Here is a 26,014-nt window from a genome sequence, read left to right as displayed (position 1 = left end):
AGAAGTCGAAAGGGATGCGCTGAAGCACCAAGGGTGGTTCAGCCATTCAATCAAAGCCTATTGCTTTGCAGGTTGTTCATATTCGTCCACCAAGTTCCTAGCTGCGGCCTACTGGAAGCCGAGAATCTTCTCCCGTATGCTCGTGTAAATCCCAACAAGGAAGAGGTAAGCATGGCTCGCAAAGTGTTTTACAGTTTTCACTTCAAGAACGATTTCTGGCGAACACAGCAGGTTCGCAATATCAACGCGCTGGAAGGGCAAAAACTTGCTACGGCTAACGACTGGGAGCAGGTCAAACAGCGGGGCGATAATGCGGTTAAAGAATGGATCGCCAAGCAAATGGAAGGGAAAAGCTGTGTTGTCGTTTTAGTTGGCGAAAGCACATCCAATAGACGCTGGGTGAAGCATGAAATTGCCAAAGCTTGGAACGATGGGAAAGGTGTGTTGGGCATCCACATTAATAAGCTAAAAGACAATTCAGGAAACAGCTCCCCAAAAGGTTCAAATCCCTTTGAAAACGTTGTTCCCACCTCATTGGGCCGAAACTTGGGAGGCATTGCCCCCATCAAGACTCCTTCAGGCGCAACCAGCCAAGCAACATATGCTTCAATCAAAGACAACATCGTTGACTGGATTGAAGAAGCTATAGAAGCTAGACGAAAGTACAAGTGATCGGTATCCAATGCCCTTTTCTGAGATTGAGGGGCTCTGTCAGGAAGTATCTCTATGAGTTTGTATGAAATCGTCATACTAACATCTGGACAACGCAAGGAAGCTGAGGAACGGCTCTCCCGGAAACTTGAATCTTCCATTGCTGATTTTGGTCTTTCAATCGGAGAAGACGTTGTCGTCCTGAATGAAGAAAACCTGTCTCAGAGAAATCGCAAGGCTCCTTGTGTGGTCGCTTATTTCGGCAGTCCGGAGAAAGAACATATAGAGGAACTCCGGACCCTTATCTCCCAAAAAGTCCCGATTATCCCGATCGTTGATAATGCAGCCTCAATCCAGGAATGCATTCCGGATCTTGTTAAGCAACTCAATGCCCACTTTATCGATAATGACGATGAAAACGTAAGTTCGTTATTAGCAGTACTTTTGGAGTGTGTTGGCCTGCTGCGGGATCAGCGACGAGTGTTTGTCAGCTACCGTCGCACGGAATCGAGACTAGCTGCGCTACAGCTGCATGACATACTTACGTCAAAAGGCTTTGATGTTTTTCTAGATACGCACGACATCAGGCCGGGTGAGCCTTTTCAAGATGTTCTCTGGCATCGGCTAGTAGACTCCGATGTCATGGTAATGCTCGATACTCCGACCTATTTTGATAGCAAGTGGACAGTTCAGGAGTTGGGCAGGGCGCGGGCAAAGGAGATTCACATCCTTAGAGTAGTTTGGCCCAATCATGAATCTCACCGCGCCATGTCACTATCTGAAGCTGTATACCTTGCTGAGGAGGATCTGGAGACCTCTGACGGACCCATTAAAGGCGAGCGGGTAGAGGAAATCGCTTTCGCTGTTGAAAACCTTCGCAGCAGAAGTATCGCGGCAAGATATCTTTCTATTGCTGGAAAACTTTGGGAGGAGGCAGAAAAAATTGGCGCTGAAGTTCAGGGAGTGGGAGCCCACAGAGCTATTTCACTCCGATTACTCGACCAACGCCTATTGAGGGCCTACCCAGTGGTTGGTCTGCCAAGTGCTGAACTTCTGAACGATATTGCTGATAAGTCCGACGCAACTCAAGAGCCAGGCACACCAGTACTGATCTACGATCACGTTGGTATTAGGGAGAAATGGCAGCAGCATCTTGTCTGGTTAGACAAAAACATTAGGTCTGTCCGAACCTTAAAAGTGCGCGAAGCAGATTGGCTGTTGGCCGGTTGGGAGGAGTAGAATGACTGGTCCCGTATTTTTGTCAGCAAGCATACCTGACCCGCGCCGTTCTCCAGAATATGCAAAGACAGCTGACACAGTAGCTATTACCTCAGCGGTATCGGCTTTGGTCCATGTTCTTTTGGGTCGCCGACATCTTGTATGGGGTGGACATCCTGCAATCACGCCAATGATTTGGGCTGTTGCTGAAGATTTGGGAATCAACTACGGAGATTGGGTAACACTTTACCAATCGAATTTTTTCGCAGAGGAGTTTCCTGAAGAAAACGAAAAATTCAAAAACGTCATTTACGTAGATTCCGTCGACAACAGTCGAGATAAAAGCTTGGTACGCATGCGAGAAGAGATGTTGGCCCATGACAGGTTTCAAACCGGGATTTTTATTGGTGGGATGGAAGGGATCGTGGATGAATTCGAATTGTTCCGATCTATGCAACCTCAGGCAAATGCTATCCCAATTTTTTCGACAGGAGGAGCAGTTTTGGACCTGACAAATCGCTCGGACCGTAACGCCAATAGCGATCTGTGGGACGAAATGGACTATGTGAAGCTTTTCAACAATCTCCTGGAGATATCTGCATCAGAGAATAGAGAACCGTCTCGCGAGCCAGGGGTCACAACGGCTACACACATAAAATCTTAGGATTGGAAATTCCTCGATAACGGCTATCTGAAAATGGTGCAGGAGCGGCAATCTTCTACAGCAAGCAGTAAGCCAACTCCTTCATTCGCGATAATCCGACAAGATTCGCTAAATATCCCTTCCCGAGATGAAGCAGAACGCCTTCGTGACTAATGACAACTTAATTTAAGAATAGAAAGAGAAAAGACGGAGTATCAAACTGAATGGCTCAGCTAGAGAATATTGAAGTAATAGAAAAGCGACTTTGGGGTAGTGCCGACAACCTTCGCGCTAATAGCAATTACGCCAGTAATGAATACTTCATGCCTGTGATGGGCCTGATCTTCCTTCGCCATGCCTACAGTCGCTATCTGGCGGTTAAGCCGGAAATTGAGGCTTCACTGCCCTCTCGAGGCGGTGTGACGAGACCGCTCACAAAAGAAGACTTTTCCAGTAAAGGGGCGATATTCCTTCAGGAAAAAGCACAGTTTGACACTCTGGTGAATCTTACCGAAGCAGATGATCGCGCCCAAGCGATAATCGACGCGATGGAGATCATCGAAGCCGACTACGAAACCCTCAGAGGTGTATTGCCCAAAAGTGAGTATCAAGAACTGGATAACGATGTTCTTGGCAATCTGCTTCGCACCTTCAACGATCCGGCACTTAAGAAAGCGACTGGCGACATTTTTGGCCGCATCTACGAGTATTTTCTAACCCAATTTGCTAACCAGAGCGCCCACGATGGAGGCGAATTCTTCACACCTGTTTCCTTGGTGCAAATGATAGTGAACTTTATCGAGCCAGATCACGGCTCGGTGATCGACCCTGCTTGTGGCTCTGGCGGTATGTTTGTGCAGAGTGCTCATTTCATCGAGAAGATGCACAAGAACCCACAGGATGTAGCCACATTCTACGGTGCGGAGAAAAACCCGACTACCATCCGTCTTGCCAAGATGAACTTGGCGGTCCATGGGCTGGAAGGCAAAATCCAAAAGGCCATTTCATACTACGAAGATCCTCATGATTTTTTGGGCAAAGCGGACTTCGTGATGGCTAATCCGCCGTTCAACGTCGATGACGTGGATGCGGAGAAAATAAAAAGCGATCCACGCTTACCGTTTGGCTTACCAGGAGTGAATAAGAAAGGCTCAGTCTCCAACGGTAACTATCTTTGGATTTCGTATTTCTATAGCTATCTGAATGACGAAGGCAGGGCTGGTTTTGTTATGTCCTCGCAAGCTTCCAGTGCCGGAGGGCAGGAAGCCGAAGTGCGTCGTAAGCTGGTGGAAAGTGGTCATGTCGGCGCAATGGTCGCCATTCGCTCAAACTTCTTCTATACCCGTTCAGTGCCCTGTGAGCTTTGGTTCTTTAACAAGAAGAAAGCTGAACACATGCAAGACAAGGTGCTGATGCTCGATGCGCGGAATGTCTACACAAAGATAACGCGTAAAATCTACGACTTCTCGCCGGAGCAACTGGCTAATCTGACCTCTATCGTTTGGCTCTATCGTGGCCAGAATGAACGCTTCCTGGAACTGGTTGGGAGCTACCTTGATCGTACACTTGTAGAAGCCAAAGCTAGCAAAGAGCAGATGGGTAGTTTTGTTGCTGGACTGGATGGGCTGGTCGGTATGATTCCAGAAGTAGATGAAGAGACGAAATCTGCTTTCGAATTTTTAGGCCAGGATATCAACGCTTTTGAAAACAGTATTGATGCTGAGGCCAAGGCTTGGGAAGCGGCAGCAAAAGATAATGCAGGGCTTAAAGCCACTGCTGAGAAATTGGAACCTTTGGCAGAGACAAGCCGTGACCTCATCAAGCAGATCGACCAGCTCTATAAGTTTGTTGAGAAAAAAGCCAAGGAAAGCGGCGAAAAGGGGATGAACAGACCAATTAAAGAACTGGACGAGAAACGCAAAGAAACTGTCGAGCAGTTAAAGCTTATCCGTTATTTCTTTAAACAAGTCCACTGGCTGCAAGAGCACTTCCCCGATGCTGAACTGTGTGATGTGGAAGGCTTGGTCAAGTTGGTAGATATCGAAGAGATTAAAGCCAATGACTGGAGCCTGACGCCGGGGCGTTATGTTGGGGTTGCACCGGAGATCGAGGCCGAAGGCTTCGATTTTGAAGAAACGCTTCGCGATATTCATATCGAGTTGAAAGGATTGAATGAAGAAGCCTCAACATTAGCCGCCCAAATCCAAAAGAATTTTGAGGAGTTGGGTATATGAGTTGGCGAGAATGCAAACTGGGCGATTTGATAACTCTGAAACGTGGTCATGACTTACCTAATGCTAAAAGAGTTGAGGGTGACATTCCTGTCGTGTCATCCTCTGGAATTACGGGCTATCACAATGAAGCTAAAGCTGCACCGCCAGGTGTTGTAACTGGTCGATATGGTACGTTGGGCGAAGTTTATTTCCTTGAGAAGGAATATTGGCCGTTAAATACAGCTTTGTATGTTATTGACTTTAAGGATACAGACCCTAGATTTTCAGCTTATATTCTCAAAGACACACTCAAATTATACAAAAGCGATAAGGCGGCCGTTCCAGGAGTCGACAGAAATGTACTGCATTCGTTGAAGGTACGTGCACCTAACAGGGATATGCAAGAGCGCATTGTCGACATTCTCTTTAAATACGACAACCTCATCGAAAACAACAATCGGCGGGTTGAGTTGTTGGAGGAATCTGCGCGGCAACTTTACAAAGAATGGTTTGTGCGATTCCGCTTTCCCGGTCATGAGCATGTCACAATTATTGATGGTGTGCCGGAGGGGTGGTGCCTAGGAACATATGGCGACGCTTTCCGATTTTTAGGAGGTTTTGCTTTTAAGAGTAAGGCCTACACAGATGGTGGGAAGTATGGGATCGTGACTATAAAAAATGTCCATGATTCTCGTTTCGTGCCAGAGTGCCCGTCAAGAGTTGAACAGCTTCCAGATAAGATGAAGGAACATTGCAAGCTTTCAACTGGCGATATTCTTCTGTCGTTAACCGGGAATGTCGGACGAGCATGCATTGTTTTTGGAAATGATTATTTGCTAAATCAACGTGTCGCAAAAATTACAACAAAAGGAAATGCAACGCCCGAATTTGCATACTGGACTTTTACGGATAGAGGTAATCAGAAAAAAATAGAAAACCTTGCATATGGCGTTGCCCAGTTGAATTTGAGTCCAGTTAAGCTTGCAGCGATGGAGTTTGTTATGCCTACGCGTACTCTCATCGAACAATTTAGTGTGACCACTTCACCAATATTCAAGCAGATTGTTCAGTTAAATCTCACTAATCAAGAGCTGGCTAAAGCACGCGATCTACTGCTTCCTAAACTTACGAAAGGGGAGATTGCCGTCTGATGCCTCCGCTCAATGAAGATACACTGGTTCAGGCAACGACTGCCGATTATCTGAAGGAGCAGTTAGGCTGGGAAAGCGTCTTTGCCTATAACAGCGAAACCTTCGGCAAGGAAGGCACACTCGGCAGGGAGTCTGATAGAGAAGTCGTTCTCACCCGCTATCTAGGCGAGGCGCTTGTAAAGCTTAATCCAGGCTTCCCCAATACCGCCTATCAAGATGCGCTGCGCCAGATCACTGAAGCCCCAGTGACCGAGAACACGCTGCAAATCAATTTTGAGCAGTATGAGCTGCTCAAAAGCGGCGTTCAGGTTCAGTTTCGGAATGCCAAAGGCGAGCTTGAAAAAAAGCGCCTGAAAGTTTTTGATTTCGAACATCCTGAAAACAATCACTTCCTTTGTGTGCGTGAGCTATGGGTGCGTGGTGATATTTATCGCCGCCGCGCCGACATTGTTGGCTTTGTTAATGGCCTTCCCTTGATGTTCATCGAGTGCAAGACCATCCACAAAGACATTCGTCATGCTTATGAGCAAAATTTGTCTGATTACAAAGACACTATTCCACATCTCTTTCATCACAATGCCTTTGTGATTCTGGGTAACGGTGTGGATGCCAAGATCGGTTCGGTTTCCAGCAAGTTTACGCATTTCAATGACTGGAAGCGTTTGGCCGAGGATGACCCAGGCGTTGTGGATATGGAGACCTTACTCAAAGGTATCTGCAATAAACGCGATTTTCTTGATCTCTTTGAAAACTACACGCTGTTCGATGAGAGCGAAGGCAAGCTGATTAAAATCCTTGCCCGTAACCATCAATTCTTAGGCGTGAACCGTGCCATCGAAGCAGTAAAGAATCGTGAAGAGCGGCAAGGCAAGCTTGGCGTGTTCTGGCATACGCAAGGTTCTGGTAAGTCTTATTCCATCGTATTCTTTGCTCGTAAAATTCACCGCAAGCTCGGCGGCAACTTTACCTTTGTAATTTGCACTGATCGTGAGGATCTGGACGGTCAGATCTATAACACCTTTGCAGGGTGTGGGCTTGTTGATAATGATCAGGACCCATGCCGCGCAGGCTCAGGCCATCATTTGAAAGAATTGCTGCACCAGCATAAAGCCTATGTCTTCACGCTGGTGCAGAAATTCAATAAAGACGTTGATCCCGATGATCCGTATTCGGATCGCGGCGATATTATCGTGATTACCGATGAAGCGCACCGAACCCAATATGGGCGCTTATCATTGAACTTGCGCAACGCGCTGCCCAATGCCAGCTATATCGGCTTCACCGGGACGCCGCTCTTTAAAGATGATGAAATCACGCGACGGGTATTTGGGGAATACGTCTCGACCTATGACTTCCAGAGGGCTGTAGAAGATCACGCAACAGTACCTCTTTACTACGATGCCAGGGGTGAAAAGCTCGGACTTGCGACCAATGACCTTAATGAAAAAATCGCAGCCAAGCTCGAAGAGATCGAGATTGAAGATCAGGATGTGTCCGAGCGCCTGGAGCGGGAGCTAAAACGTGACTACCACATCATCACGGCGCAAAGCCGTCTGGAGCAGATAGCCGAAGACTTCGTCGATCACTACAGTGTTGGCGGTCAAAACGGCAAGGCGATGATGGTCTGTATCGACAAGATTACCTGCGTCCGCATGCACCAGATTATCCTTGAGAAGTGGCAGGAAAAGATCACTGAGGTAGAAAAAGAGTTGCCGAAACTGTCTGATGAGCAAGCTGTCATGGAGATGGAGCGCAAGCTTGCTTGGATGCGTGAAACCATCATGGCCGTGGTGGTAAGTGAAGAGCAGGGCGAGGTCGATAAATTTCGCAAGTGGGATCTTGATATTACGCCGCACCGTAGGCTTATCAAGGAAGGCTTTGAAACGGCCGATGGCAAACGCCTGGACATGGAGAGCGCGTTTAAGAAGGAGGGGCATCCATTCCGTGTAGCCATCGTATGCGCCATGTGGCTGACAGGCTTTGATGTGCCAACCATGTCGACGCTCTATCTTGATAAGCCGCTCAAGGCCCACACCTTGATGCAGGCGATAGCCCGCGCCAACCGTGTCGCAGAAGGCAAAAATAACGGCCTTATAGTAGATTACTGCGGTATCTTGAAAAACCTACGCAAAGCCCTTGCGACCTTTGCTGGACATACTGGCGGTGAAGGTGAAAATGGAGAGCCGCCACCAGAACTTGATCCGGTAAAACCAGAAGAAGAGTTGCTTGCGGATCTGGAAGAAACTATAGAGACGATAAGAGCTTTTCTGGCAAAAAAAGAATTTAGATTGGAAGATGTCCTTGAGAAAACAGGCTTTGAGCGCAACAAGGTGATCATTGACGCAAAAGAAGTCATTAACCAAAACGACGAAACTCGGAAGCGTTTTGAAATCATATGCCGTGAGGTGTTCAAAAAGTTCAAAGCTTGTTTGACGATTAAGGCTATAAATAACTATCGCGCCGCCTATGATGCAATCAATATTATCTATAAAAGCTTGCAAAAAGATGTTGAAAAGGCCGATATTTCCGACATCATGCGCAAATTTCACGCCGCAATTGAAGAGAGTATTGAGCCAACAATTGGCGTCAAAGGTCCAAGCAAACTATACGATATCAGCAAGATCGACTTTGATCGGCTGAGGAAAGAATTTGAGCGCTCGCCCGCCAAAAATACCACCGTACAGAGCCTCAAAGAGGTCATCGAGAAAAAGCTCCTCAAAATGCTCATGCAAAATCCGACTAGGACGGATTTTCAGAAACACTACGAGGAAATCGTTGATGCATATAACAATGAGAAAGACCGAGTAACTATTGAAGCGACCTTCGAAGCTTTGATTAAACTGGTTGATGATTTGAGCGAGGAGGATCAGCGGGCAGTCAAGGAGGGCCTCTCGGAAGAGTCCCTGGCGCTTTTTGACTTGCTATTGAAGCCGGATCTCTCTAGGAAAGAAATTGATCGCATTAAGAAAGTGTCTGAAGGTCTGTACAAGACGATAAGAGAAGAGCTGGATCGAGTGCAAAACTTTTCTGCCAAGCAGAGCACCCGAGATGAGATTAAGGTGAAAATCAAAAATTTCTTGTGGGATGAGAACACTGGTTTGCCTAAGAGTTTTAATCCCGAAGAAGTCGAGGAAAAAACAGAGGCAGTCTTTGTGCACTTGTTGATATCACAGCGTAATGATGCCTGGTTGAGTGGTGCCTTAATTTGATCCAACAATGACAAAAATGGTTCATGGAATTTATAGGCGCTTAGTCGGAAACTAATTCGGTGAAAGCGCATCACTGAGTAAGTGCGAGCATGTCACGGTTCGTTAACGAGGCAGGGGTGACCTGTCAAGGCAACAGGAATCTCACCGTGTTTTGAAAAATTGACAGTGAGAAACCAGGGAATTCCTCATAAGCTATTGAAAAATGGCTGCTTAGAGATTTTAAACCTCGTGAGACCGAATCTCAGTCTCATCTGAAATCTACAGTCGTAACCAGGACTGAACGCCTAAGATTACATGCCATACTGCGCATAATGTATATTATGTTAAATGGAGTATTAAGTCGCGTTTCCAATTCCCGCTAACTCAATCCCCTTTTTGCGAAAACGTACTAAATCCAGAAATACACTCGGTTACGATAACCACGTCTTTCTTAACCCAAGAAACCTGATTTTTGTCATGAAATGGCTATATAGTCTTTGAGCAAAATAATAGGCAAAAAAGGATGAGGGCCATAATAGATGAATAAGAAAGCAACTGTGTTTGCTGGATTTCTGATTTTCCTGTGCAGTTTTCCGATACTCGCTGACACTATCAAACTTGGATTTAACTACCCGGAATCCGGTCGTTACAAAGATCTGGGCCTGCAGCAAAGACTGGCCGCGTTTCTGGCCGTTGAAGAAATAAATAACGCCGGCGGGATTCTCGGTAAAGAAGTCGAGTTGGTTATTCGCAATACCACTGGCTCACCTGAGCGCGGAGCCGCTAACACCAAAGAGCTCATCAATCAGGAAAAAGTGGATATGGTGTTTGGGGGCGCATCCAGCGCTGTGACTATTGCATCTGGCAAGGTCGCGAAAAAACTGGGTCGCCTTTATTTTGGTACAACAACCTCCGCGAATGCCACGACAGGTAGTGAGGGGCACGATCACATGTTTCGTGAATACCCTAATGCCTGGATGACGGCGAACGCTCTTGGCAGTTACCTGACCTCGACGTTTGGTGATTCCAAATACTTCTACGTTACCGCTGATTACACCTGGGGCTGGTCCTCGGAAGAGTCTATCCGCGAATTTACGAACACATCCGACAAGCAAGCCCATCCCCATGCCCTGACCCCCTTCCCAAGAGCTTTTATTAAAGATTTCAAGAAAGCACTCGGGGAAGCCGAGGCCAGCGGAGCCGATGTGCTGATTCTGGTTTTATACGGTGACGACCTCGTGAGAGCGCTCAAGGTTGCGTATGAGATGGGCCTGAAAGACAAGATGAAAATTGTATTGCCCAATATTACGCTCGGAATCGCTCAGAACGCGGGCGCCACCATTATGGAGGATGTGATCTCCACGACGCCTTGGGAATGGATGATCCCCTATCAGCTTGGCTTTGTCCGTGGTCAGGAATTTGCCGAGGCATTTACTGATAAATATGGAGTAAGGCCCACGTCGACTGCAGCTACTGCTTATGGAATTGTTTATCAGTACAAGGATGCAGTGGAGCGCGCCGGTACGACAAACACCCAGGATCTTATAAAAGCACTTGAGGGGCACAAGTTCACCCTGCTGAAAGATGTTCAGCAATGGCGTGCTTTTGATCATCAGAATCTTCAGACAGTGTATGTGGTGCGCAGTAAAAAAAGAGAGAACGTTATCAGTGACCCGCTGCGTAGCGATTTTTTTGAGGTGGTTGGTTCGCTCGAAGGCGAAAAAGCCGCACAGACCCTCACTGAATGGCAGGCCGAACGCACGGGAGCCAATAAGCCGCCATATTTGTAATACCTGCATCTGACCAAGGTTGTAACGAGTAGGCTCGTTTCTACTCGTCACGACCTTCCTTTCCCTCTTTCAGTGATTGTTTAAACCGCTTCACTCTGAAAACGCCAGATCGAATTTATCGCGACATGGGTGCGATTATCCCAAGCTGTTTGTTAATTGCATCGCGGATTTCCCGGTAACGATCGGGATGATTGATCAACACGTTCAGATTGTCTTCGGGAAAAATCATGTTCTTCTTCGCTTTGGCTTCGTCTGTGGAAAATATCGACGGTATCAATTGCTCCAGACACCGCAACATGACCTCCGGAGAAACCGACGCTCCGGGCGATGCTCCCAGCAAAGTTCCGTAAGTTTTATCTTTGGACACGAGGATTTCTGTGCCCATCTGCAAGTCACCGTCTTTGATGATTTGTACTCTTTGGCCGGCTTGAATCGGTTTCCAGTCAAACCTCTTACTCAAGCCCGGTGCAAAATGCTCAAGCTCCTCAAACATGCTCTTCTCGCCCTTGAAGGTCTCCGAGATCAGGTATTTAACCAAGGGGAAATTCTCCATAGCGACATTCAGCAGGCCCGGAATATCATGCAGCCGAATGGATTTCAGATAGTCGACAAATCCCCGGTCTCTTTCGAGGCGCAGCTTGAAGGAAGCGAAAGGGCCAAACAACAGGTAGTGTTTTCCATTAACCACGCGCAAATCCAGATGCGGCACAGACATCGGAGGAGCGCCCACTTCCGCTTTGCCGTATGTTTTAGCGCGATAATATCCGGCTTGTTCTTCCGTGATTGGCGCCATAAGAAAACGTCCGCCAACCGGAAAGCCGGCGAAGCGGTTTCGGAACGGCAAACGGCTTTTTTTGAGTAGAGGAAATGCGCCTCCACCGGCACCCACAAAAAGCACATCAGCTTTGTGCCGAACCGGGTTCCCGTTGCATTCAGCTTCAACAACCCATTGCCCGGCCGGGCTCCTGTGCACGCGCTTAACATGGGTGCCATACTCGAATTTCACACCCAGATTCTGCCTCGCGTGGAAGGCCATTTGCTCCGTTAATGCACCAAAATTAACGTCCGTGCCTGTTTCAATAACGGTAGCCGCCATTTTTTCATGGCGCGGGCGCTCGTCCATGGTGTACGGAATCCAGCTTTTTATCTCATCAAAGTCTTCTGAATAACGCATCTGGTCAAAAAAATGATGGGCCGACATGCCTTTGAACCGCAATTGCAATTCTTCAATTGCGGACTCGGAAACGATGGTGCAGTGCCTGGTTTGATTGATGAATGTTTTGGGGTCTTTGATGGCGCCCTGCCCGATCAAATAAGCCCAGAACTGTTTGGCAACGTTGAACTGAGCATGGATTTTGAAAGCTTTTTCAATCGAAACGACCTCCCCATCGACCGGAGTGTAGTTAAGCTCACAATTCGCTTCATGCCCTGTGCCGGCGTTCCAGAAGGGCGAGGAGTTGCCTGCCCCGGCACTGTCCAGCCTTTCCAGAATGGTGATATCCAGATCCGGAGCCAGCTCTTTCGCCAAGGTGGCAAAGGTGGTTCCCATAATGCCTGCGCCGATGATAATTATGTTCATAGAGTCCGTTCGCCAAAGTGAATGTTACTGAAATTGCTCTTCATAGCTTTTCTCAAAAACTGCAGCCCAGCTTGCACGGCCCAGCTCTGTAGCTCGCTGAACGCCTGTTTCGGGAACCGCAGCCATGTCTCCCACCTCTCTTGAGTCATAATGAAAGACGCACAGACGTGATGCAAACTCCGCAAACGCCAGCGATGCTTCGCCATGGCGCTCTCCATAGCTCTGGGTTGAGCAGTTGATACCCTGCCCCCAATCCTGGCCGCTATCGTTGTTGGGGTTATAAAAATAGATCCGCATTTCGCCATGGCGGTCAAGACTTACACGCCTGATTGTTATGGCATGGCGCCCAACCATTCGCCCTCCGCTGTCGGTGGCTACGATGCCCGCGGGTTGCGGGTGAATAACGGGAATACTGCCGTTGTAATAAGGGTGATAACAGGCGTAAAAATGACGAATAAAGTGCTCATAATCCTCAATGTGCCCCGTTTTCTGGCTAATCACGCTGAGAAATGCATGCCCTACCCACCAGCCGTACATTTCCGGGTTGATCCAGCGGTGTAAATCATCGTCGCGCTCGCCGCACAAACGCCCCATTTCTGCATAGATACGGTCGAGGTGAGGCACCAGAATCAATGACACCGGATCCACATCGGTGGGGCGCTCTTTTGCAAGGCCGGGTTCCAGGTGTTGTGAGGTGATCTGATGGCCCTCAAAGCGCATGATGATATCGTTATCGCGGGCTGCCCAGGCCACCAACTGCAACAGGTAATCGGCGTCGTTAAAGGCCCACATTGAAAGCCCGATAACCGACTGACAGGTCGGGTTATTGCCCTGGCCAACACCATTTGGCTGTCCCAGAATACTCATGACACCAGCGAGTAAATACACCCGTGGAGGGTGAGCGTCGCCGAAAGCCTCTGACAGTGCATTGCAGGCTGTCTTACACAATGTCAGCTCGATTTGCCGCCACAGGCCCGAAGCCACTGCAGGCGTGAACAAGCCTCCGCGCTCAAGAAACATGGCCAGGCCGTAAACTGCCTGGCAGGTTTCCGGGTGTACGGCGTCATCGATGAGTTTGTGAACAATTTCCTGGTAGCACTGAAAAACATCGTTGCCTGTGAGGCTCAGGCCCAATGCCAAAGGTATAAGGTCGTCCTGATGCCCGCGCAGGTGGCGCAAGAGCATGGGATGATATGGAGACACCATACCTGTCTCGTCCATGGCAGCAGCAAAGCTCACTGCCTCGTCGTGGAGTGCTGGTTCATCCATCGCGGCCAGGCGTTCGCCATAAACCTTAAAGCCTGGATCATCGCGACAGCCTTTCGTCGGACCGAATAGCGCGCTGACAAGGCGTGCGGCTCTATGCATGCCCTCGGTCTCGATTTCAGGATCAAACAGGCATTTGGCTATCTGACCAACCATCTTTTTAATACTACCTGTTTGTATCGGGCGCTGTGCCAGCAAACGGCGCACTTCATCTACGAGGCTATCGAGAATGCTCTCATAGCCAAGCCTGTCGAGGAGATACTGATAGAGCGAATTGACGATCTGCCCTAGCCCTTCTGGCCGCTCCCGATCCGCTTCGCTCATCTGGCCAGACAGGAGATCCAGATTCAATGCCGTGACCTGAGCGAGAAAATGCCTTGCCTGCTCCGCGGAAATGCCGGGGTGACGATAAGCACCGACAGCCACAGCTAGCAGGCGAAGCTCACTGAGCGCTTCAATGGCCGTATAGTCTGGTGCTCCCTGGCGCAGGGTTCTCACGGCAATCGCGGGCCTCAAAATGGCTGGCTTGCCCCAGTCACCATTGGTGAATACGCCCTTCGCTTCTATCGCCGATACTCGAGCATACAACGCATCCAGTCCATCAGGTGCAGCCATAACGGGAAGGGCCGCCTTCAGCACCTCCCTGTTAGACGCCATTGGGGCAGTTTTGCGGGCAACCGCAAGCTGCTCCAGAGCCTCATCAAACTTTGCAACAGTAGTGTTTATGTCTGGACCGGAACCGAGATCCGTCATGGTGTTTTCCTTAACCATTCGATGTGTAATCCAGTATCGCCCAAAGATGCTCTTAAGGCCTTTTGGAAGCAAACTCTTCCGCGGGTTTGTTTCAAATTGTAACAATTAGACTATATTGAGGGGGCAGAACGAAAAAACGCTCAGCTTACTTGGTGCGTTCGTCAGCGCCTTGTCTGGGTTCATCAGCAAGGAGAATACTTAATGTCGATAACACCAGAAGAACAATCACCCAGCGATGTTTCTGGCTGGATCGATCCCGAAATGGACTCTGTGAAAGGTACCGAGACCCCAAAGGATCCAAACAAAGGCTACATCGCTCTGCTCGGCTGGAGTGTAAATGCCATCAAGGCAGCGCAGAAGTTTGACCGTCGCTACATTGTGGTTGCTCCAGACTGGGCGGCCGATTTCTGTACCGCAAACAAGATCCCGTTCATCCCCTGGGATTTTCTCCGCTTGAATGATCGGTCTTTCGAGATTGCACAAAGGCTCAAGGCGGAAGGCGTGGATGTGGCGATTCCGCTGTTCGAGGAAACCGTAGAGTGGTCAGGGGCCATTAACTCCGTTCTCCTCGACAGCCCTCGTATGTTCGGGCAGTCGATTTTGTTTCGCGATAAGGCGTTGATGAAGCGCCGTGCACAGCTTGGCGGTATTCGCGTCGGGATCTTTGAGGAAGCGCACGAAAAAGATGACATCATCCGCTTCATGAAGCGAGTCAATCAGACGCTACTCAAGCTGGACGGCGACCCCGATGACCCGATTCACGTCAAGGCTTTTGACAAGGCCGGGTGCCTCGGCCACCGAATGATTCGTAAGATCGAAGAAATAGACGCCATTCCAGCCGAGGAATATCCGCTGCTGATGGAAAGTCACCTGGATGGCTGGGAGTTTGCCGTCGAGGCCTGGATCCACGACGGGAAAATCAAATTCCTCAACATTTCCGAATACGTAACGCTGGGCTACTCGGTATTTGTGCCCGCGACTGAGCAACTTGAGAGCTGGCGTAATGCGATCACCAAGCAGATCGAGTTGCTGATCAAGACTTTCGAAATCAAGTTCGGGTTGATTCACCCTGAGTATTTTGTCACTGCTGATGGCGAAATGTACTTTGGTGAAGTTGCGTACCGTCCGCCCGGGTTCAAGGCTTTTGAGCTTATTGAGAGAGCCTACGGATTCAGTGCGTACCAAGCTTCAATGCTGGTGTTCGATCCTAAAAGTACCAAAGAAGAAGTGGACAGTTTCTTCCCCCGTGAAGTGGTTGACGCCAAGGGCTATGCAGGTTGCTTTGGTGTGTACCCAAGACGCCGCGTAGTGAGCAAGCTGGAAATGCCCAAAGAAACCATTGAGCATCCCTACTTCGAGTCACACGAACTGGTCGCGCCCGCAGAAGAGACAGTTCCCGACCGGTCCGCCTTCGGAACCCATTGGGGTCTGGTCTTCTTCTTCGGTGACGACCCCATCAAGATGCGGGATTTGCTGAAAGCTCAAGAAGAACTGGACTTCTACGTTTAGAGGCGAAAAAAACCTAACCAGGCGTTCGCGCCTGGTTCTTCCTGTAGTGCTTTTCCATTCCATCCAGAATGTTACGGAGCAATTGGTCCAGACATTCCCGATAGTTTTTATGATCCGGGCGCCGAAACAGAGCGCTCAGTTCATGCTTACTCAAGGTGAACTCGTTCAGTTCAAGGATCTCTAGCAAATCATCTGCTTGCAGATTTAAAGCTATTTTTAGTTTCCGGAGCACTATGTTGTTGGTGAGCGCAGGTTCAGGCTCAGGTGGCTCATCACCTTTAGGTCCCCTGTTTTTGATGATCAGCCCATTCAGAAAGCGAGCGAGTTTTTCATCCTCGCACAAAACGAATTCGGGCTCTTCTTCGCGCGCCAGCCAGGCAATCAATTCAGGCTTCCCTGCTTCACACCCGCCCAGCTTGAAAATAGAAAGCATTAGCTGGTCGCTATAATCAAAAATATAACGTACTCGGCGCAAGATATCGTTATTGTTGATAATCAACTCTCCTTTGCAGACGGGTTTTCATCGGCCGCAATGGCTTTGGGTGTGATTTCCACATAGATGGTCTTGATGTTGTTTTCGGCAAGCTCATCGATATATTTGGTTAACGATGATAGCTCCACCTTGACCGCAGTCTCTTCTGATTGCCCGAACTTGCAATCAAAGCCCCAGAATTTAGCGCCCGAAGGGAGAGGTTTCTTACGTTCATTTTTCAGGAATTTTTTGATGTCGTGCTTTACGGAATCAACGAGGCGGGGCACTTTGATTTTGGGGTGATCTAACTTGAAGGTCTTTTTCATTGGGATCCTGTTGGAGTGGGCAGCCACTGCACGCCATTGATAATGGCGTGCAGTGTAAAATTTCAGAATAGGATACTACCACTGATTGCGTAGCTTCACTCACTTAGCCATCTCTCAGTAAAAGCGCTGGATCAAGCCGCATCGCTCTCAGTGTGGGCAACAGCCCACCCAACAAAGCAAGTGAGCTGACCGTACCCGCGACCAAGGCGCCTAACCACCACAAGTCCCCTGCCGGCAGTTTCAGCGCCACGTCAGCGAGTGGCAGAGCGATCAGCGACCCCAGTGCCGTCGCGAAGATCGTAGCGAGCACCGTCAATAAACCGGTTTCAAGTAGCATGGATTGCCGAATGGCCTGGTGCCTGGCGCCGAGGCAATGCAGCAGGTTGGCCTCGTAAAGTTGTCGCCTGCGGCTGACACTCACGACGCTCGACAGCACAAGAAGGCTTGCCATAAGGCTGACTGCAGCAATAGCTGCAAGGCCGGCGCCCGCCTTGTTGAGCAGGTCGCCGGCTGTCTCCAGCCAGTCGGCCGTGCGCAGCGTGATCACATTCGGAATATTTCTGGCCAGCCATTGCTGCGACGCTTTTGCAGAGGGATCGCTCTGATAGACCGCACCGACGTAACGGTTGATCAACCCGTCCAGCGCGCCGTCCTGAACAATACCTTCGAACCAGAACCGTGTCTGAAGCCCTTTCTGTCGGTATATGGCCCTGATTTCAAAAAGCATTATCTGATCCTGGGTCGTGAACTCTACCCGGTCCCCCACACCCAGCCCGAGTTGGTTGGCTTCTCTGTCCTCCATGGCCATGAACGCGGGCTTGCCCGCCGGAGCTGGTGACGACCACCAGTTGCCTTCCAGCAGCTCAAGGCCTTCAGGATTTCCCGAAAGATAAGTGAGCTTGTATTCATCCCCCATTGCCTCGCGTCTGGTTTGCGCATTGTCTGCGAAAACGTCTGCAATCTGCTCTGAGTTGATCGCTGCCATGCGGGCACGTACCAAAGGCAAGAGCTCTGCCCTGCTGGTCGCATCAAGCGACAAAAGACCGGACTCGAGTGACTCTATCTGGTCAGGAAAAACATCGTACAAAATCAGCGCCGGTGACTCGGCCGGTATGGTGGTTTCCAGCGCGCGCATAAGCGTGGTTACCATCAGGGTGCAAGCCACCACAAGGGTCAGTGCTGTGCCCAGCGAAAGCAGTGTCGCCCGTAATGGAGAATCCGGTCTGTGGAGATTGGCCAGCGCCAACCGTCGGGCAAACTTGCGATCGGCAAAGCCGCTGTTCTCAAGTGCTTTGGCACCATGCCGCAACCCCTCGACTATGCCCTCAAGCAAACCCCAGAGTACGATCACCGCCAGCAGGAACAGGAACCCCAGTTGTGGGGAAGGTAACCAGAACAGCGTGGCACCGATGTAGACAGCCAATAACAGATAACTGGCTATCCGCCATGTGCGAGGCTCGTGACTGGCCGCACGAACCTGGCCCCGAAAAAGCCCGGCCGGCGGAGCTGCGAGCGCTCGCGCCAGCGCGGGCAACGCGAAGACATAGGCGGTCAGCACCGCAAACAGCCAGCTCAGCAACAATGGAACCAGCCACAGTGACAGCCAGTTGCTTGATCCGCCAGGCCCAGACAGCGCAAAGGCGTCGCCGGCCAAAGATATAGCTGCAGCGGAAAGCGCCAATCCAGTTCCACCGCCAATAATGCCAGCCAGGCTGCCCAGCAGGCCGATCTGCAACAGGTAAATAGATACCAGCGGTTTGCGCCGTAAGCCCAGTGTCTGCAACGTGGCAATGGAACCCAGTTTTTCGTCCAGGTAAGCATGTATGCTGTTGGCAACGCCCAGGCCGCCAATGAATAGTGTGGTGAAAGCGATCAGGATGAGCGCCGTTGCAATCTGGTCAAGCCGCTCCGAGATGCGTGCGCTGCGTTCCGCAAAGGTGGTGGTGTCCCACCTTGATTCCGGGAAAGCCTGTTCGAATTCGTCCAGCCAAACGTTCAGATCGCGGTCAGTCTGCACCCGGTATTCGAAATCGACGCGGCTTCCCGGTCGGATAAGTTCCGTAGCCTCCACGGCTTGTTCTGAGATCATGATCGGCAGGCCGCGCCAGTTTGCGTTCAGGTTACGATCCGGCTGCGCCTGAATAAGGCCGCTGATGCGAAAGGTCGCGGCGCCGATCTGAATCTGATCGCCAATGGACTGGCCCAGACGCTCAGCAAGCAAGGGATCGATGACAGCACCCCAAAGATCGTCTTTCTGCGCAGTGAGCTCCGTACGTGGTCGGTTCGGCGCGAGCTGGAGTTCGCCATAGAGTGGATAGGCAGCGTCAGGAATCAGGATCTTGGCTCTGAAGAAGTCCTCTCCGCTTTCCCCGCTGACAATGGTGTCCAGTTCGCGAACAAGCGAGAGCTGGCCTGTGGCGCGAACCCACTCGAGTACGTCATCTGGCAACGGCTCACTGGCATCGATCTCGACATCTCCACCCAGCAGCGCGCGAGTATCTGCCAGCAGACTCTGTTCGATTACTCGGTAGAGGCTGGCCGTGGCGGCCACCAGAGTGACGCCAAGAATGAGACACGCGAGAAAAACTTTGAGCGCGGAGATCCGTGATCGAAGATCAGTGATCGCGAATTTGAGCATCCATAGAGGTTTTGTCGATCGAGGCTTGGTGGAGGTTTTACGCTTCATAAAGACGCCCATTATCCATCCTGACCCGATGCTGGCAAAGCTCAGCGACACGCTCGTCGTGGGTCACCAAAACCAGTGTGGACTTGCTTTCTTTATGGAGATCGAACAACAGGGAAAGCACTTTCTCGCCGGTTTTGTGGTCCAGGTTGCCTGTCGGTTCATCGCCCAGTAGCAGGCTTGGTTGGTGAACGAGCGCCCTGGCAATAGCGACACGCTGCTGCTCGCCGCCAGAAAGCTGACCCGGATAATGCTTTAGCCTGTGGCTCAGGCCAACGGCTTCCAACATGGAAACAGCTCGTTCTCGGGCATGCTCCTGTCCTGCAATTTCAAGTGGCAGGCTGACGTTACCAAGCGCAGTCAGGCCTGGTAGCAGATGAAACGACTGGAAGATGATGCCAAGGTGTTCACTGCGCCAGTCAGCCAGGGTATTGGAATCCATGTCTCCGAGGCTTTGGTTTCCAACCAGAATCTCGCCATGAGTCGGACGTTGAAGGCCAGACAGCAACAAAAGTAACGAGGTTTTCCCGCTGCCCGAAGGGCCAGTAATCGCCAGAGTCTCGCCGGGCGGAATCTTGAGGGAGGCGTTTTTAAGCACAGCAACGCTACCTGACTCTGTCGGATAAGTGAGGTGAATATCATTCATTTGGACGCTGGTGGACACTAAGGCACCTTTCTGGTTGAAAAGCTTGATATAAGCATCTGGGATATAAGGAAATTACGCTCTACGCTATTTGCCAGATCACTGTATAGGTGACGGGCAATCCATCGAGTTAAATGCACACGAGTACCTGATTCGAATAAGTGTGGCAAGGCATGCTCCGTTTTTATGAACTACATCGGATTTAGATGAAGGCACCTTTCAATGCGTCACCCGTTCCAAAGCTTGTTCAACTTGCGCCAGCACGAGATCCTGTCCATATTTCTGGCGATGCTCTATTTCTTCTGCGTACTGACCGCATTGATGGTGTTGCGGCCTGCCAGGGAATCGCTGGGTATTCAAGGCGGTATTGATACCGTGCGCTGGCTGTTCATTGGTACAGCAGTAGTGACCCTGGCCGTCAACCCGGTATTTGGCTGGCTGGTCAGCAGGCTACGGCGACGCCTTTTCATCTCTGTCACTTACTTGTTTTTTAGTGCCAGCCTGTTGGTGTTCTACAGCCTGATGACCATGACGCCGGATGTTATCGGGATAACCACTGGGCAGGTGTTTTACATTTGGTTCAGCGTGTTCAACCTGTTTGTAACGATGGTATTCTGAGCCCTGATGGCCGACCGCTTTTCTTTCGAGCAGGGCAAGAGGTTTTTGGTCTGATTGCGGTTGGAGTTACCGGGTTGGGCTGCAGAATTCGACGCTCAATCCTGGGCCCAGTTCTTTCTGAAGTTTGTTCTCTCTCATCCGGTAGTTACCACCGCCACGCCAGCTACCAGTAAAGCCCGTCATATGATCGACAACATGGGCGGGGTCATGGGAGCGCTACCGGATCAGGCGCTGCGCAAAAGAATCGTTACCCATATCGAGAGCCTTTAAGTTCAGGGGGGGATAGTCAGCGCAACAGGTCAGGCGGGTTTATTGTTCAGAGCGACTCGCTGAATCGCAGCTTACGGTAGCCTTTGGGAATAAGATGCTGAACAGAGGAATGGGATTCAGTAGAAGCGGATATGACTTCCATATCCGCCCTGAGGTTCGAAAAATCCGGGCTGTTACTGATCTTTATCGCCATCATTCCAGGTCCTGATGGAAGCGCCAGCAGGTTCCCGATAACCGGGAATTCAATTGGCCCTGTGTCAGCATCTTTTACAATTTTGGAAAATGCGGCAAGATCAGAAAAAAATGAAGCCAACGCCTGCCCCTGAGCAACGATATGGGTTTCCGCCAGACACGCAATGCCCACCAACTTATCACCACTGTTTTGATGTTCGATCATGTCATGCCACTGGCAAGGAATTCCGGCAAACTCCCCTGCCCGGTCTTGTGGCACAAATCTATCCACTTGTCCGGCTGCCCTCTGATTGGCTCGTTCAAACAATTGTTCAAAGCGTTTCATAGCGAGGACTTTTTCGTCTTCCGGCAATGACGCAATACTGGCTTCGAACTTTGCTACTTCATTAGCAAGCCTGTCCGCAAAAATCTGGACTTCCTCACGATTAATTTTTTGGGCTAGTTGGCGCTCATGATCCAGTAACCAGAGATCCCCGGTTTCCGAGTTATAAAAAGAATTCAGCCTACCCGAATCAGCCAAGAACGCGACAGAAGCCTCATCTATAACCATTACTGTTCTTATGCGCTGCGCCCCGTCTACCTGTTCTACTGTTAGCCGTGTTAGCGGCTCAGCCATGACTGGCTCCGCCAGAAAACAAAGTAGAACTATGCTCGCAATGGTATTTAGCCAATGTTCGAGCCCTGAATACGTATGCATTGAAAGCACCTGAACCAAGAAACAACAGGGTCACACCTGTGGCAATCAGTAACGAGCGGCCAACCAGAATGTTGGCCGCCCGCATTGCTCAAACCGCTGTCAATTTGGAGTGGACCAGCGAGCGGCGCCCCCAGAGAGTGATAAGCCCCAACAGTAACAGGGATACAGTCATGGGCTCAGACACTTTTACAAGAGCATTACCGCTTGCCAGCAAATCAAATGCCTTTTGCCCCAAATAGCTGTGGGCGGCGGTGGTCGGATGGATTTCATCCCAGAAAACATAATCTTCAGGGCTGGAACAGCTCCGCTCTGACACAAATATGAGGAAGCCACTCACCGATCGACATTCGTCAGTCGTGTTTGTGAAACCAAACGCGCCCGGTTGTGTTAGCAGGTCGTTAAACAGGCCAAATACATCAAAATAGAAAATATCGGCGTTCGTGGTTTCATTGAGTTCATCGAGACCCTGTTTTAACCCCAGATTCCAGACTGTTGACACCTCTGTACCTGACAGGCCGTCAGGGCCGGCGCGGAACTCCGGAATACTACCGAGGTCGGGCAGGTTCGGTACCAACAGCGTCGTTACTCCGCTATTCAACAAGCCGTTTAGCATCCCGAACCAGGAATCCAGCTGCAAATTTATAGCAGCAAGCGGATCAGCACTACCGACCAGATCTCGCATATCATTCCCGCCGGCCCAGGCTATAAATAGAGCATCAGGATCGGAGCCAGCGCCACTCTGGCGATCGAAGTACTGGGTATTTTGTGTGAGCAGCCCCGCTGATACGCCACCTGTGTTGTCCACACGGGCGCCTCCATACGCAAAATTATTACCCCCTGCTGTAGAGTTTGTTGCCCGTGACAAACCAAGGGAATCGGCCAGGTACTCATGCCAGACCGGGCCATTACTGAACCGGCCATTTGGGCCGTAGCCAGCTAAGGTAGCGACGGGCCCTGTAGAACCGAGAGGTACCTGGCTTCGGGTATTTCCGGTATCAGAGAGGCTATCGCCGAAAACATAAATATCGTTGAATGGAATGGCGCTAGCCGAAAAGCTCGCTAAGGCCAGAGAGGTGGACAAAATAAGAGAGGTGCCTAATTTTTTACACTTCATCGTTATTCACCTTTGAGATTTTTATATTTTTGTTTTGCGTTTTATCAAGATTTACCGATTCTTTCCTGCAAAAAAAGGGCCGGTCATAATACTCGTTATGATTGTCAACGCGTTGCGGAATAATCTGGGCTTAAAACACGTTTGCAATCGTTTGATCTGTAAAATCTTTCGACAGTTTGGGCTTATCCCACACATCTGGACTGGTGCCGGTTAATACATCCGATGCCGGAACAACCACCCGGCCAGGGCCAGCGTCACCACACCAATGATTGCCATTGGCCAATACTGGTTCATCAGCAGCTCATAACTATTACCTTCCAGTGTGACCCCACGGACAATCACCAGGAAATAGCGAAGTGGATCAAGGTAGGTCAACCATTGCACCACCTCTGGCATATTGGCAATCGGCGTAGAAAAGCCAGAGAGGATAACCGCAGGCACTAGAAATAATAAAGCACCCAGCACCGCCTGCTGCTGGGTTATTGCAATGGATGAGATCATCAAACCCACTCCCACTGCTGATAGCAGAAATAACGCAATACCGAGATACAGCGCGCCCCGGCTTCCGTGTGGTTGTGCGAGTAGAGTTGCTTCTGCTTCGGCCAGTTGTGCTTCGAGTAACTCGTTGTTTAGTCGGGCCAGAAGCTGCCCCCTCAGTAACGCGATCCCCTTTCTCCCATACTAATTCTCAGGGCCTCCAACACCAGCGAGCAAGCTTGCAGAACGTCAGCGCACCACCGCGTGGGCGCATGGCTGGTCGTACCGGCCCTGCGCTACTTCACCGCGCCCCGATTTCCCCGGCACCTGCATGGCAAAGCTGGACAGATAACCTATACTGCAGTTTGCGGGTCCACTTTTGAGGAACAAAAATGAAACGAATCCTTACTACCAGCGCATTGGCGCTCCTGTTTTCTACCTCCACCGTTGCACTCGGGCAGGAAGTTCTCGATGGCAAACAAATTAGTGATCTGCTTGTAGGCAATACATTGCAAGCGGATTACCAGGAAGCAGGCAAGAATCGGCACACGTTTTACGAGTACTTTTCGGAGGATGGAAAAATCTATGGACAGGACAAACGAGCGGAACAAACCTCTGGATATACACAATACCTTGGAACCTGGGAAGTAAAAGAGGGAGAGTTCTGCGTTAATATAGGTTATGGACACCGCGGCGGTTGTAGCGTGTTTGAAAAGGTGGATGAAGACACCTACATGAGGAAGTTCGACGGTTTTGAAATTGACCGCGTCAAGGTTTATGAAGGGCGACACCACCCTATTATGTAATCCGGGTTTCTGTCCCGTCCGGAGGACCGACGATGATGGCAGGTTTTCCGGGCGCATTTTTATTCCTGCCAGCGACCAAGCAGATTGAAAATTTGCTCGGCATCACCGTTGATTGTGGAATGCTTATTGAATTCTTTCCAGAATTTACCGGCTTAAATCGACTTCAGGCAAAACTAGCCCAGCGCAAGCCAGACGCCCACCAGCATCATCAAAGTGCCGGATATCCGGTTAGCCAGCCGAACACTGCCGCCTTTTCTCAACGCACGGCTCAGCGTTTTGCCGCCATGGGCGTATATCTGTAGGCACATAAACTCCAGCGTTAGAATGATAATGACCAGTGCGCCCAGTTGTGGCGCAAAAGGCAAAGAACTGTCTATAAACGGCGGCAGCAATACAACGAAAAACGCCCAGCCTTTCGGGTTGGCGATTGCGGTAATAAATCCCTGGGCCGCCAACTGCCAACGCGATGCAGTATTGGGTGCCGAGTTATCATCGGGCATGGCCATCTTGCCTCGGGAGCGCCACATCTGAGCGCCCAGCCAGATCAGGTAAGCGCCGCCGGCATATTTGAACAGTTCAAATGCCGCCGGGTAACGCAGCATAAACGTTGCAACACCTATTGCGGAGGCGGTGGCAACGATTGCCACGCCCATCAACTCCCCCGCCATCATCCACACGGCCCGCCGCACACCGATCGTGATACCGAGCGACAGCGACAGCGTCATACACATACCGGGCGTGATCGAGACTACAAAAAAGGTCGGGATAAACGCTGACAACAGAGATAGGTTCAAAAACGACACGTCAGTGCACTCATAAATTGGTAAGGGCAGGTTCAGCGGATTCCATGGTAATTCATCCAAACCTTCCATCCCAGTCAGTCCTGGACTATCTTGCTCCCTGATCCGAATTCGCTCTGACAGGAATGAAAAAACAATGCCTTCAATATCAGCGAACGAACGCTACGTTTCGACCTCTGCCGGTGAGCTCTATGTGAAGAGCTGGACGCCTGCCGCAGTTTCCAGTTCCCCGACTACTGTGCCTGTGGTGCTCTTTCACGACTCGCTTGGAAGTGTTGAGCTCTGGCGTGATTTTCCTGAACAATTAGCGATCGCCCTCGGTCGCCAGGTTATTGCCTATGACCGACCCGGGTTCGGACGCTCCTACCTCCGCACAGACGTTCTGGAATCTGACTTCATCATTAATGAAGCAACCGGTCCGTTTACGGCCATACGCAATGAATTGGGCATAAAAAACTTTATCGCCTTTGGGCACAGCGTTGGCGGAGCTATGGCTGCAGTTTGCGCCGCAACCTTCCCGGATAACTGCGTTGCCCTTATAACAGAAGCGGCCCAGGCGTTTGTTGAGGACCTTACGGTTCAGGGTATTCGTGATGCAAAGCAGGTTTTCGCGCAAGACGGCCAGATAGATCGACTTAAAAAATACCACGGTGAAAAAGCCGACTGGGTTCTGCGTGCCTGGACGGGCACCTGGCTATCAGACAACTTCCAGCACTGGACTCTGAACGAAACCTTGTCCAGAGTGACCTGCCCTGTGTTGGCCATTCATGGTGAGGACGACGAATTTGGCTCTGCAGCCCACCCCGAACTCTACACCTCACTGCCGGCTGGCCCCTGTGTTTTGGAGATGCTCAACGAATGCGGGCATGTTCCGCACAGGGAAAAACCGGATGTTGTTGTGCGCCTGGTGAGTAATTTTATTGAGGCGCAGCTCAAGCCCTGTTGATCAGGGCGG

General features: G+C 50.4%; 22 protein-coding genes. 12 read left to right on the top strand and 10 right to left on the bottom strand.

Annotated elements, in window-relative coordinates; genetic code table 11:
- Positions 1-171: 171 nt before the first annotated feature.
- The 7 genes from ACN0RL_RS05560 (at position 172) to ACN0RL_RS05530 (ending at position 10,854) form a co-directional block, all read left to right on the top strand.
- The gene (locus tag ACN0RL_RS05560; protein WP_417514533.1) at positions 172-672 is read left to right on the top strand and encodes a TIR domain-containing protein; all 501 of its coding nucleotides are present in this window, start codon (positions 172-174) and stop codon (positions 670-672) included.
- Positions 673-726: 54 nt separating this feature from the next.
- Entirely contained in the window at positions 727-1,890 is a 1,164-nt protein-coding gene (locus ACN0RL_RS05555) for a toll/interleukin-1 receptor domain-containing protein (RefSeq protein WP_417514531.1), read from the top strand.
- 1 nt (position 1,891) lies between these two features.
- Positions 1,892-2,533 (top strand): hypothetical protein, encoded by a 642-nt coding sequence (locus tag ACN0RL_RS05550; RefSeq protein ID WP_417514529.1) that lies wholly within the window; start codon positions 1,892-1,894, stop codon positions 2,531-2,533.
- Between the two features lie 203 nt (positions 2,534-2,736).
- Positions 2,737-4,746 (top strand): N-6 DNA methylase, encoded by a 2,010-nt coding sequence (locus tag ACN0RL_RS05545; protein WP_417514527.1) that lies wholly within the window; start codon positions 2,737-2,739, stop codon positions 4,744-4,746.
- Positions 4,743-5,876 carry a restriction endonuclease subunit S gene (locus ACN0RL_RS05540; protein ID WP_417514526.1) on the top strand — a complete coding sequence of 378 codons (1,134 nt, stop codon included), beginning with the start codon at positions 4,743-4,745 and terminating at the stop codon, positions 5,874-5,876. The genes ACN0RL_RS05545 and ACN0RL_RS05540 overlap by 4 nt, the downstream gene beginning before the upstream one ends.
- On the top strand, positions 5,876-9,085 hold the full coding sequence (locus ACN0RL_RS05535) for a type I restriction endonuclease subunit R (protein WP_417514524.1): 3,210 nt from the start codon (positions 5,876-5,878) through the stop codon (positions 9,083-9,085). The genes ACN0RL_RS05540 and ACN0RL_RS05535 overlap by 1 nt, the downstream gene beginning before the upstream one ends.
- A gap of 518 nt (positions 9,086-9,603) precedes the next feature.
- The gene (locus ACN0RL_RS05530) at positions 9,604-10,854 is read left to right on the top strand and encodes an ABC transporter substrate-binding protein (protein ID WP_417514522.1); all 1,251 of its coding nucleotides are present in this window, start codon (positions 9,604-9,606) and stop codon (positions 10,852-10,854) included.
- A 115-nt stretch (positions 10,855-10,969) separates the two neighbouring features.
- On the opposite strand, the gene ACN0RL_RS05525 is transcribed toward ACN0RL_RS05530, so the two are convergent.
- Positions 10,970-12,433, bottom strand: coding sequence for a malate:quinone oxidoreductase (locus tag ACN0RL_RS05525; RefSeq protein ID WP_417514520.1), 1,464 nt, complete (start codon positions 12,431-12,433; stop codon positions 10,970-10,972).
- A 24-nt stretch (positions 12,434-12,457) separates the two neighbouring features.
- A complete protein-coding gene (locus ACN0RL_RS05520; protein ID WP_417514518.1) occupies positions 12,458-14,452 on the bottom strand; it encodes a hypothetical protein in 1,995 nt (664 codons plus the stop codon).
- Between the two features lie 261 nt (positions 14,453-14,713).
- Between ACN0RL_RS05520 and ACN0RL_RS05515 the strand changes: the two genes are divergently transcribed.
- The gene (locus tag ACN0RL_RS05515) at positions 14,714-15,961 is read left to right on the top strand and encodes a carboxylate--amine ligase (RefSeq protein ID WP_417514740.1); all 1,248 of its coding nucleotides are present in this window, start codon (positions 14,714-14,716) and stop codon (positions 15,959-15,961) included.
- A 13-nt stretch (positions 15,962-15,974) separates the two neighbouring features.
- Here ACN0RL_RS05515 and ACN0RL_RS05510 read toward each other — a convergent pair whose 3' ends face one another.
- From ACN0RL_RS05510 to ACN0RL_RS05495, 4 genes are all read right to left on the bottom strand, one after another.
- On the bottom strand, positions 15,975-16,454 hold the full coding sequence (locus tag ACN0RL_RS05510; protein WP_417514738.1) for a DUF1456 family protein: 480 nt from the start codon (positions 16,452-16,454) through the stop codon (positions 15,975-15,977).
- Between the two features lie 2 nt (positions 16,455-16,456).
- Positions 16,457-16,759: a DUF6172 family protein gene (locus tag ACN0RL_RS05505; RefSeq protein WP_417514516.1), complete on the bottom strand. Its 303-nt coding sequence runs from the start codon at positions 16,757-16,759 to the stop codon at positions 16,457-16,459.
- Positions 16,760-16,862: 103 nt separating this feature from the next.
- Positions 16,863-19,445 carry an ABC transporter permease gene (locus ACN0RL_RS05500; protein WP_417514514.1) on the bottom strand — a complete coding sequence of 861 codons (2,583 nt, stop codon included), beginning with the start codon at positions 19,443-19,445 and terminating at the stop codon, positions 16,863-16,865.
- A complete protein-coding gene (locus ACN0RL_RS05495) occupies positions 19,435-20,088 on the bottom strand; it encodes an ABC transporter ATP-binding protein (protein ID WP_417514736.1) in 654 nt (217 codons plus the stop codon). Before ACN0RL_RS05495 ends, ACN0RL_RS05500 begins: the two co-directional genes overlap by 11 nt.
- 219 nt (positions 20,089-20,307) lie before the next feature.
- On the opposite strand from ACN0RL_RS05495, the gene ACN0RL_RS05490 reads away from it, so the two are divergent.
- A complete protein-coding gene (locus tag ACN0RL_RS05490) occupies positions 20,308-20,703 on the top strand; it encodes a hypothetical protein (protein ID WP_417514512.1) in 396 nt (131 codons plus the stop codon).
- Positions 20,704-20,757: 54 nt separating this feature from the next.
- Positions 20,758-20,973 carry a hypothetical protein gene (locus ACN0RL_RS05485; RefSeq protein WP_417514510.1) on the top strand — a complete coding sequence of 72 codons (216 nt, stop codon included), beginning with the start codon at positions 20,758-20,760 and terminating at the stop codon, positions 20,971-20,973.
- Positions 20,974-21,019: 46 nt separating this feature from the next.
- Here ACN0RL_RS05485 and ACN0RL_RS05480 read toward each other — a convergent pair whose 3' ends face one another.
- From ACN0RL_RS05480 to ACN0RL_RS05470, 3 genes are all read right to left on the bottom strand, one after another.
- Positions 21,020-21,781 carry a hypothetical protein gene (locus tag ACN0RL_RS05480; protein WP_417514508.1) on the bottom strand — a complete coding sequence of 254 codons (762 nt, stop codon included), beginning with the start codon at positions 21,779-21,781 and terminating at the stop codon, positions 21,020-21,022.
- 169 nt (positions 21,782-21,950) lie between these two features.
- A complete protein-coding gene (locus tag ACN0RL_RS05475; RefSeq protein ID WP_417514506.1) occupies positions 21,951-22,976 on the bottom strand; it encodes an SGNH/GDSL hydrolase family protein in 1,026 nt (341 codons plus the stop codon).
- A gap of 210 nt (positions 22,977-23,186) precedes the next feature.
- The gene (locus ACN0RL_RS05470) at positions 23,187-23,582 is read right to left on the bottom strand and encodes an ABC transporter permease (RefSeq protein ID WP_417514734.1); all 396 of its coding nucleotides are present in this window, start codon (positions 23,580-23,582) and stop codon (positions 23,187-23,189) included.
- A gap of 263 nt (positions 23,583-23,845) precedes the next feature.
- Between ACN0RL_RS05470 and ACN0RL_RS05465 the strand changes: the two genes are divergently transcribed.
- Complete coding sequence (locus ACN0RL_RS05465) at positions 23,846-24,259, top strand: hypothetical protein (RefSeq protein WP_417514504.1); 414 nt, start codon at positions 23,846-23,848, stop codon at positions 24,257-24,259.
- A 173-nt stretch (positions 24,260-24,432) separates the two neighbouring features.
- Here the strand turns inward: ACN0RL_RS05465 and ACN0RL_RS05460 are convergent, their stop codons facing one another.
- Positions 24,433-25,131: a LysE family translocator gene (locus tag ACN0RL_RS05460; protein ID WP_417514502.1), complete on the bottom strand. Its 699-nt coding sequence runs from the start codon at positions 25,129-25,131 to the stop codon at positions 24,433-24,435.
- Positions 25,132-25,195: 64 nt separating this feature from the next.
- Here ACN0RL_RS05460 and ACN0RL_RS05455 point away from each other — a divergent pair, with 64 nt between their 5' ends.
- Entirely contained in the window at positions 25,196-26,005 is an 810-nt protein-coding gene (locus tag ACN0RL_RS05455; RefSeq protein WP_417514500.1) for an alpha/beta fold hydrolase, read from the top strand.
- Positions 26,006-26,014 lie beyond the last annotated feature (9 nt).

Origin of the sequence: Marinobacter sp., assembly GCF_048259445.1 — a bacterium.
Lineage (GTDB): Bacteria > Pseudomonadota > Gammaproteobacteria > Pseudomonadales > Oleiphilaceae > Marinobacter.
This window is presented reverse-complemented; position numbering and strand designations above follow the sequence as displayed.

Coding starts and splice junctions, on each gene's coding strand:
- ACN0RL_RS05550 (WP_417514529.1), top strand. CDS start 1,892: ATGACTGGTCCCGTATTTTTGTCAGCAAGCATACCTGACCCGCGCCGT.
- ACN0RL_RS05505 (WP_417514516.1), bottom strand. CDS start 16,759: ATGAAAAAGACCTTCAAGTTAGATCACCCCAAAATCAAAGTGCCCCGC.
- ACN0RL_RS05520 (WP_417514518.1), bottom strand. CDS start 14,452: ATGACGGATCTCGGTTCCGGTCCAGACATAAACACTACTGTTGCAAAG.
- ACN0RL_RS05535 (WP_417514524.1), top strand. CDS start 5,876: ATGCCTCCGCTCAATGAAGATACACTGGTTCAGGCAACGACTGCCGAT.
- ACN0RL_RS05480 (WP_417514508.1), bottom strand. CDS start 21,781: ATGGCTGAGCCGCTAACACGGCTAACAGTAGAACAGGTAGACGGGGCG.
- ACN0RL_RS05490 (WP_417514512.1), top strand. CDS start 20,308: ATGCGTCACCCGTTCCAAAGCTTGTTCAACTTGCGCCAGCACGAGATC.
- ACN0RL_RS05525 (WP_417514520.1), bottom strand. CDS start 12,433: ATGAACATAATTATCATCGGCGCAGGCATTATGGGAACCACCTTTGCC.
- ACN0RL_RS05530 (WP_417514522.1), top strand. CDS start 9,604: ATGAATAAGAAAGCAACTGTGTTTGCTGGATTTCTGATTTTCCTGTGC.
- ACN0RL_RS05515 (WP_417514740.1), top strand. CDS start 14,714: ATGGACTCTGTGAAAGGTACCGAGACCCCAAAGGATCCAAACAAAGGC.
- ACN0RL_RS05545 (WP_417514527.1), top strand. CDS start 2,737: ATGGCTCAGCTAGAGAATATTGAAGTAATAGAAAAGCGACTTTGGGGT.
- ACN0RL_RS05475 (WP_417514506.1), bottom strand. CDS start 22,976: ATGAAGTGTAAAAAATTAGGCACCTCTCTTATTTTGTCCACCTCTCTG.
- ACN0RL_RS05465 (WP_417514504.1), top strand. CDS start 23,846: ATGAAACGAATCCTTACTACCAGCGCATTGGCGCTCCTGTTTTCTACC.
- ACN0RL_RS05500 (WP_417514514.1), bottom strand. CDS start 19,445: ATGAAGCGTAAAACCTCCACCAAGCCTCGATCGACAAAACCTCTATGG.
- ACN0RL_RS05555 (WP_417514531.1), top strand. CDS start 727: ATGAGTTTGTATGAAATCGTCATACTAACATCTGGACAACGCAAGGAA.
- ACN0RL_RS05455 (WP_417514500.1), top strand. CDS start 25,196: ATGCCTTCAATATCAGCGAACGAACGCTACGTTTCGACCTCTGCCGGT.
- ACN0RL_RS05540 (WP_417514526.1), top strand. CDS start 4,743: ATGAGTTGGCGAGAATGCAAACTGGGCGATTTGATAACTCTGAAACGT.
- ACN0RL_RS05560 (WP_417514533.1), top strand. CDS start 172: ATGGCTCGCAAAGTGTTTTACAGTTTTCACTTCAAGAACGATTTCTGG.
- ACN0RL_RS05460 (WP_417514502.1), bottom strand. CDS start 25,131: ATGGAAGGTTTGGATGAATTACCATGGAATCCGCTGAACCTGCCCTTA.
- ACN0RL_RS05495 (WP_417514736.1), bottom strand. CDS start 20,088: ATGAATGATATTCACCTCACTTATCCGACAGAGTCAGGTAGCGTTGCT.